General features: G+C 63.5%; 16 protein-coding genes and 1 pseudogene. 6 read left to right on the top strand and 11 right to left on the bottom strand.

The window, feature by feature from the left end; genetic code table 11:
* Positions 1-3 precede the first annotated feature (3 nt).
* Together NKH06_RS02970 and NKH06_RS02965 are read right to left on the bottom strand one after the other, a co-directional pair.
* A complete protein-coding gene (locus NKH06_RS02970; RefSeq protein ID WP_352892145.1) occupies positions 4-1,641 on the bottom strand; it encodes an ABC transporter substrate-binding protein in 1,638 nt (545 codons plus the stop codon).
* Positions 1,642-1,675: 34 nt separating this feature from the next.
* Positions 1,676-1,999: a DUF427 domain-containing protein gene (locus NKH06_RS02965; protein ID WP_352892142.1), complete on the bottom strand. Its 324-nt coding sequence runs from the start codon at positions 1,997-1,999 to the stop codon at positions 1,676-1,678.
* On the opposite strand from NKH06_RS02965, the gene NKH06_RS02960 reads away from it, so the two are divergent.
* Positions 2,000-2,206, top strand: a complete 207-nt coding sequence (locus tag NKH06_RS02960) for a hypothetical protein (protein WP_352892185.1) — start codon at positions 2,000-2,002, stop codon at positions 2,204-2,206. It begins immediately after the preceding gene.
* An 8-nt stretch (positions 2,207-2,214) separates the two neighbouring features.
* On the opposite strand, the pseudogene NKH06_RS02955 reads toward NKH06_RS02960, so the two are convergent.
* Positions 2,215-2,451, bottom strand: a pseudogene (locus NKH06_RS02955) (DUF427 domain-containing protein); the annotation flags it as partial.
* Between the two features lie 21 nt (positions 2,452-2,472).
* Entirely contained in the window at positions 2,473-3,831 is a 1,359-nt protein-coding gene (locus tag NKH06_RS02950) for an LLM class flavin-dependent oxidoreductase (RefSeq protein WP_023809383.1), read from the bottom strand.
* Positions 3,832-4,021: 190 nt separating this feature from the next.
* Here NKH06_RS02950 and NKH06_RS02945 point away from each other — a divergent pair, with 190 nt between their 5' ends.
* The 5 genes from NKH06_RS02945 to NKH06_RS02925 all read left to right on the top strand — a co-directional run bounded on the left by NKH06_RS02945 (position 4,022) and on the right by NKH06_RS02925 (position 9,015).
* Positions 4,022-5,830, top strand: coding sequence for a dipeptide ABC transporter ATP-binding protein (locus NKH06_RS02945; protein ID WP_352441998.1), 1,809 nt, complete (start codon positions 4,022-4,024; stop codon positions 5,828-5,830).
* Positions 5,831-5,993: 163 nt separating this feature from the next.
* Positions 5,994-6,356 (top strand): hypothetical protein, encoded by a 363-nt coding sequence (locus tag NKH06_RS02940; RefSeq protein WP_245273081.1) that lies wholly within the window; start codon positions 5,994-5,996, stop codon positions 6,354-6,356.
* A 222-nt stretch (positions 6,357-6,578) separates the two neighbouring features.
* A complete protein-coding gene (locus NKH06_RS02935; protein ID WP_245273082.1) occupies positions 6,579-7,925 on the top strand; it encodes a multicopper oxidase family protein in 1,347 nt (448 codons plus the stop codon).
* Positions 7,926-7,966: 41 nt separating this feature from the next.
* Positions 7,967-8,407, top strand: a complete 441-nt coding sequence (locus NKH06_RS02930) for a DUF411 domain-containing protein (RefSeq protein WP_023809387.1) — start codon at positions 7,967-7,969, stop codon at positions 8,405-8,407.
* A 161-nt stretch (positions 8,408-8,568) separates the two neighbouring features.
* On the top strand, positions 8,569-9,015 hold the full coding sequence (locus NKH06_RS02925) for a hypothetical protein (protein WP_245273084.1): 447 nt from the start codon (positions 8,569-8,571) through the stop codon (positions 9,013-9,015).
* Positions 9,016-9,119: 104 nt separating this feature from the next.
* Here NKH06_RS02925 and NKH06_RS02920 read toward each other — a convergent pair whose 3' ends face one another.
* The 7 genes from NKH06_RS02920 to hisD all read right to left on the bottom strand — a co-directional run bounded on the left by NKH06_RS02920 (position 9,120) and on the right by hisD (position 16,524).
* Positions 9,120-9,902: an ABC transporter ATP-binding protein gene (locus NKH06_RS02920; protein ID WP_023809389.1), complete on the bottom strand. Its 783-nt coding sequence runs from the start codon at positions 9,900-9,902 to the stop codon at positions 9,120-9,122.
* A gap of 10 nt (positions 9,903-9,912) precedes the next feature.
* Complete coding sequence (locus tag NKH06_RS02915) at positions 9,913-10,680, bottom strand: ABC transporter permease (protein WP_031212557.1); 768 nt, start codon at positions 10,678-10,680, stop codon at positions 9,913-9,915.
* A 100-nt stretch (positions 10,681-10,780) separates the two neighbouring features.
* Positions 10,781-11,788 carry an ABC transporter substrate-binding protein gene (locus NKH06_RS02910; protein ID WP_031212560.1) on the bottom strand — a complete coding sequence of 336 codons (1,008 nt, stop codon included), beginning with the start codon at positions 11,786-11,788 and terminating at the stop codon, positions 10,781-10,783.
* 200 nt (positions 11,789-11,988) lie between these two features.
* Positions 11,989-13,287 carry a hypothetical protein gene (locus NKH06_RS02905; RefSeq protein WP_023809392.1) on the bottom strand — a complete coding sequence of 433 codons (1,299 nt, stop codon included), beginning with the start codon at positions 13,285-13,287 and terminating at the stop codon, positions 11,989-11,991.
* Between the two features lie 109 nt (positions 13,288-13,396).
* Positions 13,397-14,128 (bottom strand): histidine utilization transcriptional repressor HutC, encoded by a 732-nt coding sequence (gene hutC, locus NKH06_RS02900; protein WP_023809393.1) that lies wholly within the window; start codon positions 14,126-14,128, stop codon positions 13,397-13,399.
* Positions 14,129-14,160: 32 nt separating this feature from the next.
* Positions 14,161-15,186: a zinc-dependent alcohol dehydrogenase gene (locus tag NKH06_RS02895; protein WP_023809394.1), complete on the bottom strand. Its 1,026-nt coding sequence runs from the start codon at positions 15,184-15,186 to the stop codon at positions 14,161-14,163.
* Between the two features lie 15 nt (positions 15,187-15,201).
* Entirely contained in the window at positions 15,202-16,524 is a 1,323-nt protein-coding gene (hisD, locus tag NKH06_RS02890; protein ID WP_023809395.1) for a histidinol dehydrogenase, read from the bottom strand.
* Between the last annotated feature and the right edge of the window lie 163 nt (positions 16,525-16,687).

The following is a 16,687-nucleotide window of genomic DNA, read 5'->3' as shown; positions in this document are numbered from 1 at the left end:
CGATCATGCCTGGACGAAGGAAACGCGGTCGAGCAGCAGATGCGAGATCGCCGTGAAGCGCACGCCCTCGACCTTGGAGCTGACGATTCGGCTGTATTGCGAGAAGTAGCTGATGATCGCCGGCGTTTCGTCGAGCAGCAAGGTCTGGATCTTGCCGGCAACGAGGCGCTGTGCCTGCAGATCACGCGCCTTCGAGTAATCGAGCAGCAGCGCATCATAGGCCGGGTTGTTGAAATGCGCCGCGTTCCAGGCTCCCGAACTCTTCAGCGTGGCGTTGAGGAAGATGTCGGGAGTGCCGCGATGGCCGTAGTCGGTGATGCCGAGCACCGAATCCAGCCATGGCGAGCTGCCGAAGGTCGCCGAGCCGTAATAGGCGTCCTGCGGCAGGACATTGAGCTTGATGTCGATGCCGGCCTTCCTGGCGAAGTTCTGGATGATCACCGCATAGTCGGGAATGTCATAGGCGCGTTCGGTGGTCAGCGTCACCTCGAAGCCGTTGGGCACGCCCGCCTCGCCAAGCAGGCGCTTGGCCTCGGCAATGTCTTGCTTGCGCTGCGGCACCGATGGATCGGCCGATGGGAAGATCGGCGCGAACGGGGTGTCGTTGCCGACGATGGCGCGGCCCTTCAGCAGGCCCTTGACGATCGCCTCGCGATCGAGCGTGAGCGCCAGCGCGCGGCGGACCCGCTTGTCGGTGAACGGAGCCTGGTCGGTTCTGAGATGCACCTGGTCATGCGAGCTTGCCTGCACGCTGAGCAGCTTGAAGTTGGGATTGCCTTCGATCGCGAGTTCCAGGCGCGTCGTGCTCGGGATGACGTCGAGCTGGCCGGCCTGCAGCGCCAGCACCTGCGCCTGCTCGTCGTCGAAAAACTTGATCTCGACCCGGTCGGGCAGCGCCTTGTCGCCCCAGTAGTCCTCATTGCGCACGAAGCTGGCGCCTTGCTTGGGACGGAAGGATTCCAGCTTGAACGGACCCGTGCCGTTGAAATTCTTCTCGAAATCGCCGGCATAGTCGGCCGGCAGGATCACGGCATTGTAGACGTCTGAGGAGACATAGAAGGGGAAGTTGCTGTTGGGACCGTCGAGATCGAAGGCGACGGTTTCGTCGTCGACCAGCTTGGCGCCGCCCTTGGACAGGATGCCCTTGTAGGCCGACAACGCCGACGAGCCGCTGGCCGGATCGACCAGCCGCTCGAAGCTCGCCACAACATCCCTAGCGGTGACCGCGCGACCATCGTGGAATTTCACCCCTGGCCGCAATTTGAAGGTCCAGCGGCTGGCCGTCTCGTTTGCCTCCCAGGACAGAGCGAGCTTCGGCTGCAGACCGTCCTTCGGATCGTCGAGGATCAGATATTCGCCGACCTGGCTGAGCACCCCGATGCTGGCCGGATCGGTCACTGAAACCGGATCGATCGCCTTGGTCGGCTGGCCGAGCCCGACGCGAACCGTGCCGCCGGCAGCAGTCGCGGCGCGCGCGCCTCCAAGCCCCTGCGAGGCGGCAAAGCCGGTCAGGCCGAGCAGTGCGGCGTATTTCAGGAGATCGCGGCGCTTGAGAAAGCCGCCCTGGTATTCGTCGACGGCGACATTCCAGATGTCCCCCGACAGGTTGCGAACTGCGTCGATATCTCTGCGTTTGGTCATGTTAAACCCCTGCTCTGAAATGAAGATTGAAATGCTATGCGACGGGTTCGCCGTCGAGATGGATGCGGTCTACGGCCTGCGGATAGAAGGCGATGAGCCCTTTGATCTTCGGCATTTCCTCTATCGGATCCCGGTAGCTCCAGGCGATGTCCGGGCGCACCGTTCCGTCGCTCAGCAGGCCGGACCAGTAGGAGGCGATGCCCTTGTAAGGACATCGCGTCGTTGTGACGGACGCCGTCAGCCGCTCCAGCCGGATGTCTTCCGCCGGCAGATAGAAACGCGTCGGCAGATGCGTCTCGAACAGCAGAACCGGACGGTGGCTGTCGGCGATTGGCTCGCCGTCGAACCAGATTTGCACATGGCTGGAGCTCTGCAGCACATCGATGCGCGCATACGGGTCTCGAGCGTGGACGAAGACTTCTTCATCCTCCTCGAACCACTGGTCGACGGCCTTCCAGGTGAAGGCGATGCGGCCAGCCAGCGGCGACAGGTTTTCATCCGGCGGCGAAACGAACGCCAGGCCGCGTTGGCGCTGCGCCTGTCACCGGTATCAATATCCCAATAGGCTGTCTCGCCACCGACCGGATGCGGTTCGCGATGCAATGAGGGTCTCAGCACCGACGGGTCGACCGCTGACGGCGGGAAGAAATAGATCGGCAGGAAATGGTTGGAGCGCAACACCAGCACGTTGCGGCTGTCGGCGATGGTGCGGCCGCCGAATTTGACACGCACGCGCTTGGGGCTGTGCAGGACATTGACGAGCTGCGGCGCGGTGGCTTCGCGGGGCTGCAATCTTGGTGCAACGGTCATGATCGTTCTCCCGGCCTGACGTCAGGACACCGCGCGCGCATTGTCGCGCTGTTCGGCGAAGCGATTGGCTGGTCGCGCCAGGCCGAAGCGGTCGCGCAACGTTCCCGGCGCGTATTCGAGGGGGAATACGCCGCGCCGCTGCAGCTCCGGAACCACCTGTTCGGCGAAATTCACCCAGTCCTCGGGCAGCAGCGGGAACATCAGGTTGAAGCCATCGGCGGCACCCGAAACGAACCAGTCCTGCAATTGGTCGGCGATCTGTACCGGCGTGCCGGCGACGGTCGGCACCGAACCGCTGTTGGCAAGCTTGCGGGCGATCTCGCGCAGGCTGAGATTCTGCTTCGCCCACTGCTTGACCCGGTTGAGCGACGTGCGTCCGCCATTGAACGTGCTCTCGTCCGGCAGAGGCGGCAATGGCCCGTCCGGCGGGAACAGCGACAGGTCCAACCCGCTCCAGCTGGACAGAAGGTCGATGCCGACCTGATCGGGAAGCAAGGTCTGCAGATATTCCTGCTTTTCCCGGCCTTCCGCCTCGGAGGCGGCGACAACAGGCAGGATGCCGGGCAGGATCTTGAAGCTCTCCGGCCGCCTGCCGTGGCGGGCCAGCCGCTCGTTGATATCCTGACGGTATTTGATGCCATCCTCCTTGGTGCTGTAGATGGCGAAGTGCGCATCGGCCTGGGCGGTGGCGAAGTTCTTGCCGTCTTCGGAGGATCCGGCCTGGACGATCAGCGGATGACCTTGCGGCGGCCGCGAGACGTTGAGCGGCCCGCGCACCTTGAAATGCTTGCCCTTATGGTCGATGGGGTGGACCTTGTCGGGATCGGCGAAATAGCCCGACGCCTTGTCGATCAGCAGCGCCTCGTCTTCCCAACTGTCCCACAGCGCTTTGACGATATCGAGGAATTCGGCCGCGCGCTCATAGCGGAATGCATGTTCGATATTGCCGTCGCGGCCGAAATTGCGCGCCTCCTCGTCCATAGCCGAGGTGACGACGTTCCAAGACGCCCTGCCCTTGCTGATATGGTCGAGCGACGCGAACATGCGCGCCACATTGTAGGGCTCGCTGTAGGAGCTCGACGCCGTGGTGATCAGGCCGATATGCTTGGTCACGCCGGCTAGCGCCGACAACAGCGTCAGCGGTTCGAGGCGGGCATTGGCATAGTGGGCAACGCCGCTCTTGACCGAATCCCAGATCGACACGTGGTCGGCGACGAAGATGGTGTCGATCCTGGCGCGCTCGGCCGCCTGCACGAGATCGCGGTAGAACTCGAAGTCCAGCACTTCCCGGCCCGGTGCCCGCGGATGGCGCCACGACATTCGATGATCGCCCTGCGGGTTGAAGAAGAATGCGCTGAGGATCATGTGGTCTCGAGCCATGCCGGCCTCCTTCCAGATCTGCTCCGGAGACCGTCGCGCTGCTTCGGCAGGCGGCGACAATCTCTGCTGATCCGAGAAAGGTAGATTGCGCTCCGGCTTAATCCGAGTAATTTTATAGAGATAATGCGTTGCGAAAGCGGAAGCGATTGCCCTCGATCGCAGCCCGCGAAGAAAGTGGTTTCAAGTCCCCATGTCCTCCTCGGTTCTGAACGTCGACCAGCTGTCCATCGCCTATGACGGGCACAAGGGATCGCATCCCGCCGTCAGCGGCGTGTCGCTGCATATAGGCGAAGGCGAAGCGCTCGGCCTGGTCGGCGAGTCGGGATCTGGGAAAAGCTCGGTGGCGCTCGCCATCCTGCGCTATCTGCCGAAGAATGCCCGCATGGCGGTGTCAGCGCTCGAATTCCAGGGCCGGGAAATCCGCGACCTCTCCGCCGAGCAGCTGCGCCAGCTCCGGGGAAATCACATCGCCGCCGTCTACCAGCATCCGGGCGCGGCCCTCAATCCGAGCATGACGATCGGCCGGCAGATCACCGAAACGATCATGCGGCACCGCCCGGTTCGCCCCGACGAGGCGCGCGAGCGTGCCGCGGAACTGCTCGGACGGGTCCGCGTCAGCCATCCGGAGCGTGTGCTGGATCTCTATCCGCACGAATTGTCCGGTGGCATGCAGCAGCGCGCCAACATCGCCATTGCGATTGCGCTCGATCCGTCGCTGCTGGTGCTGGACGAGCCAACGACGGCGCTCGATGCCAGCGTCCAGTCCGAGATCATCGCCATCCTGCATGACCTTCGCAAGGATCACAAAACCAGCATCCTGCTGATCAGCCACGACATCCATATGATCCGCTGCTCCTGCGACCGTGTGGCGGTAATGCAGGAGGGCACGGTGGTCGAGAGCGGCGCCGTCGGCGATGTATTCGACAACCCCTCTCATGCCTACACAAAGGCGCTCATCGCCTCGATCCCGGCGCTCAACTACACCAAGCGGGACGGAAGACTGGCGGAGACGGACGGCATGCCAGCGCACCCCACAGCCCAAGGCGAAGACGCCGGCTTGCCAAAAGAACGCCGGATCGCGATCGCCTGCAAAGGCATCAGTCATGCCTTCGGCAGCCAGCCAGTGCTGCACGGCATCGATCTCGACATCGGCCAAGGCGAAACCTTCGGGCTGATCGGCGAGTCCGGTTCCGGCAAGTCGACCCTGGCACGCATCGTCACCGGCCTGCAGACGCCCAGCGCCGGATCGGTCGAGCTGTTCGGCAGAACGGTCGCGCCGCGCGTCGAGAAGAGAAACCTTGCCGAACGCCGCGACGTGCAGATGGTCTTCCAGTCGCCGGATCGCACGCTCAACCCGCGCCAGCGGATCGGCAGGATCCTTGGCCGCCCGTTGCGGCGGCTCGCCGGGCTGCGCGGCAGTGAGGTGAGAGCGCGCGTCAGCGACCTGCTGCAATCGGTCCGCCTCGCCGGCGCCACGGCCGAGCAGAAATCGCGGTCGCTTTCCGGCGGACAACGGCAACGGGCGGCGATCGCGCGCGCCTTCGCCGGCGTGCCGAAGGTCGTCGTGCTCGACGAACCCACCTCCGCACTCGACGTCTCGGTCCAGGCGACAGTGCTCAACCTGCTCAACGACCTGCAGCGCGACAAGGACACCACCTATCTGTTCATCAGCCACGACCTCAGGGTGGTGCGCTACATGGCCGACAGAATTGGCGTGCTCTATCGCGGCCGCTTGGTCGAGACAGGCTCATCCGACCAGATCTTTCGCGGCCCGAACCACCCCTACACCGCACTGCTTCTGGCGGCATCTTCCGATGAGGCCGCGCCAAAGCTTTCCGCTTCGGTCGAGACAGAGGCCACCGGCATCCCGAACACGGGATGCTCCTTCGCCGACCGCTGCCCGCTGGTCCTGCCCGACTGCAGAAAGGCAGAGTCGCCCGCTAACGAGGTCGCGCACGGCCACCGGATCGCCTGCTGGCGGCACAGCCAGGGTTTTTGAGCGGCTCAACAGCAGCCCGAAGGCCCGCGGCAGCTCGGTTTTAGCGGCAGGCGCGATGCGATGCCGGGATTGTCGCAGCATTGGAATCCAGCTTGCAAAAGCCATCTTTTGAGGCCAGCCTAGACGGATGATGGCACGCCGGTCGCCAAAACATATTCTTGTCATGCTGCTCGCGGTATTCCTGACCGCCGGGTTCAGCCTGTCTGCCGCTCAGGCGAGCGTCATGTCGGCGAAGATGATGATGACGACTGGCAGCGGCATGCCTGCCGGCACCGGCATGGCCAGGATGGCCGACACCGCCATGAATGGCGATTGTAGCGCGTGCCTCAAGGGCGCCGCCGACAGTGGCAAATCGATGCATTGTCCGCCGACCTGCGTCGCACCGGTGCTCGCGGTGTTGCCGCTCGAGTTCGCGGCGATGACTTTGACCCGGGCATCGCTGCCGTCGGCACTGCCGACCCCGTTCCTTCATGGGCGAAGTTCCTTGCCCGACCCATTCCCTCCCAAATCCACCGATCTCGTCTGACGCAGTTTCAGCCGCCTCGCGGCTGACTTCTGGCGTTTGATTACCGCTGGCGCTTTGCGCCGGCGAGCACACGGCAACTCGACGTCGAGAGGCTCGCCGTCGATCGAGATCGCAAAGGGCTTGAGAGTGAGTATCGATTTCAGTCATTCCATTTCACGCCGCAGGTTTGTCCTCGCGGCGGCGGGCGTTGCGGCGGCCACCGTAGTGCGCCCCGTATCGTCGATGGCATCCGCCGTCGATGAGCGCCGCATAAGGATGGCGCCGGGCCAGGCCATGTTCACCGGCGCTAGCGGTCCGCTTACGCCTGTCTGGACCTATGATGGGACGGTCCCAGGCCCGGTGCTGCGCTTACGCCAAGGCCAGCCCGCCCGTATCGTCGTCGAGAACGGATTGAACGAGGACACGACAGTCCACTGGCATGGCATCCGCCTGCAAAACGCCATGGACGGCGTGCCCGGCCTGACACAGCCGCCGATCAAGCCGGGGACAGATTGCGTCTATGAATTCACGCCGCCCGACGCCGGCACCTTCTGGTACCATCCGCATGCCAACAGCCTCGTGCAGCTCGGCCGCGGGCTGGCCGGCGTCCTCGTTGTCGAGGAGACCGAACCTGTCGCCGTCGACCGCGACCTCCTGTGGTTGCTGCAGGACTGGCGGCTTGCCGACGACGGGCAGATGGCCCTCGGCTTCGGCAGCGCGATGGACGCGGCGATGTCCGGCCGCGTCGGCAACGTCGTCACCATCAACGGCACGGCGCCGGCCGACCAGAGCGCAAGGGCGGGCGAACGCGTCAGGCTGCGGCTGGCCAATGCCTCGCTCGCCCGCATCATGGCGTTGCGCTTCGAAGGCCACCGCCCGGTCGTCGTGGCGATCGACGGCCAGCCCTGTGATCCGCACGAACCGGATGACGGCCGTCTTGTTCTGGCACCCGCCATGCGCATCGATGTCATGATCGACACGCAGGGCGACCCGGGCAAGCGTTACGCGGTGATCGACGACTTCTATGACGGTCTCGCCTATACGCTGACCACGCTTGCCTATGACAGCGCATCGCCGCTTCGGACCCATCCTCTCGACACGCCGCTTGGCCTGCCGCGCAACCCGTTGCAGCAACCCGATCTCGCAAGCGCCGAACGTCAGGAGATCGTCCTGCAGGGCGGCATGATGGGTGGCGGCAAGCTCGCCGGCGTCGGCGGCATGATGGGCATGGCGACACCCGGCATGAAGGGTGGCGCGGCCTGGGCGATCAACGGCATGTCGATGACCGGTGACGGCCACGCCGGCATGGCGCCGCAGTTCACCTTGCCGCGCGGCGCAACCTGTCATCTCACCATGCGCAACGAAACCGCCTGGTGGCACCCGATGCACATCCACGGCTTCAGCATGCTGGTGCTTGCGCGCAACGGTTCGCCGGTGACGCACCGGCAATGGCAGGACACGGTGCTGCTCGCCCCCAAGGACACGATCGAATGCGCTTTCGTCGCCGACAATCCAGGCGACTGGATGCTGCACTGCCATGTCGCCGACCACCAGATGGCCGGCCTCATGACGGTGTTTCGAGTGACCTGATTTTCTCGTCAAACAACGTCAAGACAACAAGGAGAACTGCGATGAAACTGACTTACTCCCTCGCCGCCTTAGCGGTCGCGATCGCCATGCCGCTGCCAGCTGTCGCGGCGACCATCAACGCGGTGATGTACAAGAACCCGCAATGCAGCTGCTGCGAATCCTATGCCAACTATCTGGAACACAACGGCTTCAAGGTCGACATCAAGCCGGTCAACAACCTGTCCCAGATCAGCAGCGATGCCGGCGTGCCGGCCGACCTCGAAGGCTGCCACACGCTGATGGTCGACGGCTATGTCGTCGATGGCTTGGTGCCGGTCGATATCGTCAAGAAACTGCTGACGGAGCGGCCCGCCATCACCGGCATCACGCTAGCCGGCATGCCGACCGGCGCTCCCGGCATGGGTGGCGAGAAGGCCGGCCCGTTCATCGTCTACGCCTTCACCAAGGACGGCAAGGCGCCCACCGTCTACGCGACGGACTGAAAGGCAACCGCGATGTCTGCCGATATGTCGGATTGCCCTGCCCGAACCTGGCTCGCCATGATGTTCCGGTCCTTCGCACGGCCTCGTGTCCTGCTTTTGCGCCATTTCGCATACAAGGACATGAGTTTGTGCTAATATACAATGGCCATGCACCTTCGTGCGTGACCAACCAATGGGAGGATGCAATGAAAACCATAAATCGCAGGTCTGCAATTGCTCTCGGTGTGACGGCCGCCGCGATTACGCCTCTGTTCACCCTGGCGGCATCCGCGAAGGTCAAGAAATACGGCCCGAAGGAAGGCAAGGAGATTGCGCCCGGTGTAAGGGTGGTGGAGGTCGGCACCGGCGACTCCGACATCGCCGCTTACAAGAGCATCGCGATCGTCGATGTGGTGTTTCAGCCCGGAGCGCACGCTTCCGCGATGATGATGGACAACGACATGGTATGCACCATCACTTCAGGCGCGTTCACCATCAAGAAGGCAGACAAGGAATTCAAGCTCAAGACGGGTGACATGTACACCTGCGCCAAGGGCAAGACCGACGAGGCGACGAATACAAGCAAAGAGGTCGGCGTGCATCGTATCGCCGTCCTGATACCTGCGTAGCGTTGGAGTTCCGGCCGGACAGGCGGCTTGCATGCTGTCCGGCCGTCGTTTGCGTATCGCCGGGTGCTAGCCTCGTCCGGCATGATTGGGCCTACCACAAGCGCCTACGCCATTTCGGGGCGTTTTGAACCCTCGCGGATGGCCTTGTGCACGCCGCGCTGCAGATCCATGAATGCAGGGCTTTCCATCACCTCTTCGCGGCGCGGGCGCTCGATATCGACGTTGAAGGTCTGGGTGATGCGGCCCGGGCCGATGCCCATGACGACGATGCGGTCCGACAGATAGACGGCCTCCTCCACATCATGGGTGACAAACAGGACGGTCAACCTGTGTTCCTCCCAGATCTGGGTGAGCAGTTCCTGCATCTGGTGCCGGGTCAAGGCATCGAGCGCGCCGAAGGGCTCGTCCATCAACAGCATCTTGGGCCGGTAGGAAAGCGCGCGCGCAATGGCGACGCGCTGTTTCATGCCGCCCGAGAGTTCGGCCGGGTAGCGGTCGGCGCTGTCGGACAGCTTGACGAGTTCGAGATGCTCCAGCGCGATCCTGCGGCAGGTCGGGCGATCGTAGCCGGCGGCCTTGAGGGCAAACTCGATGTTCTGCCGCGCCGTCAGCCAGGGAAGCAGCGTGTAGGACTGGAAGACGACGCCACGGTCGAGACCCGGCTGCAGGATCGGCGCGCCGTCGATGCTGAGATCGCCCGCGTCGAAGTCCTGCAGTCCGGCAACGATCGACAGCAGCGTGCTCTTGCCGCAGCCCGACGTACCGACCAGGGACACAAACTCGTTGTCGGCAAGATCGAGGTTGATATCGCGCAGCACTTCCGTGCGCCGTTCGCCCGTGCCGAAGCTCTTGCGGAGGCCGGCGATCCGCAATTTGGGGAAACTCATCGGCTGGACCTCATTGCGAGCGGCCCTCTTGCTTGAACAGCACCTTCTCCAGCGCCTTCATCACCTGGTCGGTGATGAGGCCAAGCAGGCCAAGCAGCAGGATGTAGCCGATGATCGTGTTGGTCTGGAAATAGCGCTGCGACACGGTGATGCGATAGCCGAGCCCCGAAGTCGCGGCGACAAGTTCGGCCAGCACCAGCCAGGTCCATGCCCAGCCCAGGCTGATGCGCAGCGTATCCCAGATACCCGGCAAGGCGCTGGGGACGACGATGCGCGTCAGGATCTTGCGATCCGGCAGGCCGAGTGTGCGCCCAAGGCCGATGAAATCGGTGGGAACCCGTTTGACGTTGTCCATGATCATAAGGACCTGCTGGAAGAAGGTGCCGATGAAGATGATCAGGAACTTCTGCGAATCTCCGGTGCCGGCCCAAAGAATGGAGAGCGGCACGAAAGCGACGACCGGCATGTAGCGGATGAAATCAACCAGCGGCTCGATGGCCGCTTCCCAAGAACGGAAACTGCCAATCAGAACGCCGATCGGTATCGACAGTACCGAGGCGATGAGGAAGCCGATGGAGATGCGATACATCGAGGCTTTGAGGTCCAGCCACAACGTGCCGTCGGCAGCGAGCTTGGCGATCTGCGTCGCGACGCTGCCCGGCGAAGGCAGGAAGATCGGCTTTACCAACCCCAGTCCGGTCGCCGCCCACCAGGCAAGGCCCAGCCCAACGAACACGGCCACCGCGATGATCAGAAAGCGCGACCTGGCGATGGGCACGCCGATCCCGGAGGATCGGCGGCGCCTCGCCTGTTTCGCGATCGGTCCTGGCGCCGGTCGCTCCCCGGGCATCTGTGTCACCACCGCGATCCGGCCTTGATCATTCCGCCGCCTTGACGAAGGACGGGTCGATCATCTGCTCCGGCGTCACATCGGCCTGCAGCAGCTTGGCGTTCTTGGCGGCGGCTTCGACATCGGCGAAGGTCTTGGTGGTGAAGTCGCCGGTGAGCGCCGTCTTGTTTTCGGCCAGCGAGTAGTAGCGCACGCCGTCAAAGGCGGTGTTGAGGTCCTTGACGTCCGAACCGACAGCCTTGGCGATGATGGCGCGGCCGCCGGGCGTATCAGCATTGTAGTCCTTGAGCGCTGCGTCCCAGCTCTTGATCATGGCCAGCACCTGGCCGGGCCGCGACTTGATCACCTCGTCACGCACCACCAGCACGTCGCTGATCAGGCCGGGATCCTCGCCGGCGGTGAACAGAAGCTTGAGGTCCTTGTTCTGCGCCATGGCGACGGTGAGGTACGGTTCATAAGTCACCGCGACCGGCACCTGACCGGCGATCAAGGCGCTGCCGGCATCGGACGCCGGCATCGGGACCGGCTTCACATCGTCGATCGACATGCCGTTCCTGGCGAGCGCGTATTTGAGCAGGATGTCGCTCGTCGTGCCTTCCTCGAAGGCGACCTGCTTGCCCTTAAGGTCCGCGATGGAGGTGACGTCCTTGCCGGCGATGATGGCGTCGGCGGTCATGGAGACGTCGAGCAGCAGCACGATCTTCACCGGCAGGCCGGCCGCAACCATGCCCATCGCCGTGTGGGTGGCGATGTTGGCGGCGTCGAGCTGGCCGCTTGCAAGTGCTGCATTGATGTCCTTGTCCTCGGCGAAGTTGACGATCTGGACGTCGCTCAGCCCGTTTGTCTTGAACAGACCCTTGGCCTCGGCGACATGCCACTGGCCATAGCCGAGCCAGGGCTCGATGCCGATCTTGAACGCTCCTGCCTCGGGCGTGGTGGGAATGGCCGCATCGGCCGCGTAGGCTGCCGGGGCGGCGGCGAGTCCGATGGCGGCGGCCATCACGAGCGCGCGAAACTGTCCTGTTAGGTTACGCATCATCTTTGTTCCCCTTGATGATCAGACCGCTTTTTCTAGCTGAGGTAGCCGGTCTGGTGAGACTGCGGGTTTCTGCTCTTGCGGCACTGTGCCTCGGCGTCTTACCTGCCACTTCATGGTGAAGTGCGAGGATATTTCAGCGTCAGCGGGAGCGGATGTCAAGGCTAAAATACATACATGCATATACAAGTTGGAAAGACTCAATTTCCCACCTTGGCCGGATCGATCCGGTCGAGGAAACCTGTCACCCGATCGGCTCCGGCAACGGGTTCGCTGCCGACCATGACCGCGACTGAGAAGGCAATGAGGGAGGAGACCGGCGTGTGGCTGCGCGCGCCAGCCCGCAGGTTCATAACCAGCGTCGGCGACAGGAAAAGACCGGCTCGCAGCACCGCGCGCCAATCGGCCGGCAGCATGCCGCGCCGTTTGAGCTCCAGCAGCAATGGCCGCCACAGCGCTGTCGCCTTGACCTCCAGCAGGTCGCGGCGGACGAGGCTCAGGTCCCAGTCCGTGTCGACATGGAGCAGATTTCCGTCCAGCCGCGCCTGGGCGCGAAAAGCCTCTGTCGCGGTCGCCGGATCATAGAGCCAGAACGGGTGGGCGAAGATGTTGTGGAACGTCGCCTTCACCTCGGCCAGCAGCGTCGGGATGTGCGAGCCGGCAAAGGCGGGATCGAAGAAGGACAGCTCCGCCCTCCCCGCCTTCGCCGTGTACCAGACATTGGCGTTGTGGGCGTCGCCATGCGCGACCACGCCGCCGGCATCGGCAAGGCGGTCGGGCCGTAAGCGCACAGCCGCGGCATCGAAAAGCTCACCGATGCTGTCGGTGTACTGCTGGTCGTTGATGACGAATTTCAGCCGGGAAAACCGATCCCAATCCAGCTCGGCACCGGGAAAGACGAACGGCTTGCCGACATAGAAATCGGCCAGCCTTCCGCCTGGTGACAAGCGTGTCTCGGCATCGATCAGCCGCTCATGAAACAGCCTGTGGATCGGCTCCGCCGCCACGTCCTCGACAGTGACGGGATGCAGCGTCTCGAGATAGACCTTGAGCAGCCTGGCCGACAGGTCGCGCTCGGCAAGAACGGCTTCTTGCCGCTTGCAGGCATCGTCCTGCCCATCCAGCGCGAACAGCACATCCGAAAATCTTGGATCCGTGCGGCGGCGATAGACAAGGATCTGCTCGCCTGGTTGGGCAGACATATGCACGGGTTGGTCGACCGGCAGGCCGGCGCGCGACAGAATCTCGGCGCGGTAATACTCGCCCGTCATCGCCTCTTCCCGCTCCTCCTGATGGAACTTGAAGAAGTAGGCCTTGCCATCGTCCTCGAAGAAGCCGTTCAACGAATTGAGGCTGTACTTGTCGAAGTTGATGCGCACATTGCGGGGGGTCATCGCGAACAGGTCGCCCAGCAATGCCGCCAGCGCGCTTTGTGCTTCGGCAACATCATGCTGCGCGAGTGCCCGGATCCGCGCCGTGCGGCTCAGTGCCGGCGTCATCTGTCGCTCCTTCCAGCCAGTTCGTTCGCCGAGGGCGAAACCGTTTTCATCGATACATGTATATACATTGGCAGCGGGGCCGCTCCGACTTGCATTCGACCTGCTTCCGTTAGCTGCTTTTTGAAGGTGAATAGCGGCTGCCGAGCGAGTAGCGGCTGCCGGCATAAGTCAGCTTGCTGATCGTCGCCACCACCGCGCCTGTCCATGTCCGGCGGTGCAGGAAGAGGCAGCAGGCGCCGACATCGATGCCCAGATGCCGCGCCGTCTCGGCATCCGCCGGGATGGCGGAAATGATATGCTCGACCTCGGTCACCGGGGTTTTCTGCATGAGGTAGTCATAGGTCGCCGTCTTCGAAAAATCCTGCTTGTCATAGTCGGGGATGAGGCTCGGATTGACGAAGCGCTCTTCCAGTTGCACCGGCAAATCATTCTCGAAATTGACGACGACAGAATGATAGATCGGGACGCGCTTTGCGAACTCGAACGACAGCGCCAGCTCCTTTGTCGGCATGATGGTTTCGAGGACGAGGACTTCGGAACGATGCCTGTTGCCGCGCTCGACGATCTCGGCTGCGATGTTGTTGATCTCGATCAGTGTCGATTGCGGCCGCGGTGGCGCGATGAAAGTTCCCACACCTTGCAGACGGATCAGGAACCCGGCCGAGGTCAACTCTCTGAGCGCCCGGTGAACCGTCATCCGCGACACGCCGAGTGAAGCCACCAACTCATTCTCGGACGGCAGCTTGCGATCCTTGCCCCACCGGCCCGTTCCGATGTTGGCCAGGATGTAGTCCTTCACCTTCTCGTAGAGAGGGCTGGCCGTGTCAGGCAAAGTGACCATTTCCAAAGTCCTTTCCGGCGATTCATCGGAAATCACGACCGCTCGACAGGTTGCCGCATGCGGATGATTGTTTTCAAGCCGTCGCTGTGTCCCGCCAACAGCCGCTCATAGGCAGCCGGAATGTCATCCAGGCCAATCTCCTGGTCGATCAGCGCCAACAGCGGTTCGCTGAGCTCACCTAGCATCCGCACGGCCTCGGGCAGCTCATCGGCAAAGGCGTGGCATCCCAGCAACCCGATTTCGCGTTCGACCAGCGTATTGGGATCAATGTTGAGGCGGCCGTGAAAGATGCCCACCATGGCGATCGTGCCGCCGGGATCGAGAACGCCAAGCAACTGGTTGAGCGCCGCGACGCTGCCGGTCGCCTCAATGGCCGCGAGCAGCGGGGCATTGGCGGTTGCGGCGGCAACGGCATCCCGGTTCAGATCGACCATCGTGGCACCCGTCACCCGCGCCACCCGGGCGCAGCGGCTCTGGTTGCGGTCGGCGACGAGCACGATGCCGGCGAAGGTCCGCGACAGCAGCAGCGCGGCAAGACCGCCGATGGGCCCGCAGCCGACGACCAGCACCGCGCCTGCCGTTTTCGGCAGCCGCCGCACCGCATGCAACGCCACCGCCAGCGGCTCGGCCATCGCCGCGACCCGCTCGTCGAGCCCGGCATCGATGATATGCAAGAGCCGTGCGGGCAGCACCGCCTGTTCGGCAAACCCACCGTCGCAGATCTCCCCCACAAAGCCCAGCGACGCACAGAGATGCCGCCTGCCGGCATGACATTGCGCGCAGTCTCCGCACCAGAACCGTGAATCGGCAACCACCCTGTCACCGACGGCGACGCTATCAACGCCTGCGCCGATGGCGGTCACCGTGCCGGCCAGTTCATGGCCGGCCGTCGACGGCGACCGGCTTATCCATTGCCCCGTGCGGAAATTGTGCAGATCAGAACCACAGATGCCGGCGGCATCGACCCTCAGCTTCACCCAGCCCGGATCCGGCGCGCCTGGCGGAGCGATGTCCTCGACACGCAGGTCACCAGGTTGATAAAGTCGAGCAGCCCTCATCGCGATCGTTTCCGCTCAGCCGGCGAGATAGCGGTCGCGGATTTCCGAGACCGCGTTCTCGTGCGAACTGAAGCCCTCATAGCGGGCAAGCCTGCGGGCATGCAGAGCGAGTTCCGGATAGGCGGCCGAGGTGACATAGCCGACCGACGAGCGCTTGACGAAATCCGTCACCGAAAGCGGGCCGTAGGTCCGCGCCCACCGGCTGGTCGGCAGCACTGCATTGGGTCCAAGGACGAAGTTGGCAAGGGTCACCGGCGTATGCGGTCCCATGAGGATTTCGGCCGCCTCGGTGATGCGTCCGAGATGGGCGAACGGCTCCGTCGACAGGATCTCGAGATGTTCGGGCGCATAGTCGTTGATGAAGCGGTAGCTGTCTTCCAGCGATGCGGTCAGCACGATGCCGCCGCGCTTGCCGGTCAGCACCGCGCGCGAAAACTCCACACGCTGCTCGGTCATCCGCGACCAGTGCTCGGGAAGTGCGGCGAGTGCTGCTTCTGCGATCTTGCGGCTGTGCGTCACCAGATAGGCCGAGGAATCTGGCCCGTGCTCGGCTTCGATCAACAGGTCGAGCGCGGCAAGCCCGCCGTCGACGCTGTCATCGGCAAAGATAATCGCTTCCGACGGGCCCGCCGGAAGGCCTGTGTTGATGACCGATGACAGCACGCTCTTGGCCGCCACCACCCACGGGCTGCCGGGACCGACGATCTTGAGTGCGGGCTTCACCGTCTCGGTGCCGTAAGCGACGGCGGCAACTGCCTGGGCGCCGCCGCATTTGTAGACCGTGCCCACGCCGGCGAGACGCGCGGCGACGAGCGTTGCCGCGTCCACCGAACCATCCGATGTCGGCGGCGTCACGATGGCAATCTGCGGCACGCCGGCAATCACCGCCGGCACCGACGTCATCATCGTCACCGACGGGAAAGCGCCCTTGCCGCGCGGCACGTAGAGCGCAACGGATGCGATGGGCGTGTACCTGTCCCCGGCATAGGCGCCCGGCCGGACTTCCTTGAGCCACATCGTCTCCGGCTTCTGCTCCTCATGGAAGCGCCTGATGTTGTCGATGCCGAACTGGATGCTCTCGACGACGTCCCTTTCCACCTTGTCGAACGCCGCATCGAACTCGGCTTCCGACACCTGCAGTTCGCCCTCGGCGACATTGGCCTTGTCGAGTTCCCCGGCGAAGCGGATCAAGGCGGCGTCGCCTTCGTCCTTGACGGCCTGGATGATCGGCCGGACCTTCTCAACGAAGACCGTCAGATCGGCCTCGGCGCGCTTCAGCAGACTGGCGCGCTGGTCGGCATCGATGGATGACAGATCGTGGAAGCTGATGTCGGACATGATTGCTCGTCTCCTGGAACTCTTGGAACGCAATGACGGTTGGCCCGTGGATGGCCATAGTTCTGCGGGTCGACAAGCCGACCGGGGCAAGGATCAAAGCCGTCGAGAGGCTTCACTCAGGCAAAAGTATATACATGTATGTATGATGGTCGCCAGCAATTTT

The organism is Mesorhizobium sp. M1342, assembly GCF_040317955.1.
Lineage (GTDB): Bacteria > Pseudomonadota > Alphaproteobacteria > Rhizobiales > Rhizobiaceae > Mesorhizobium.
Note: the sequence above shows the minus strand (reverse complement) of the source record. Positions and strands in the feature narration are given on the sequence as shown.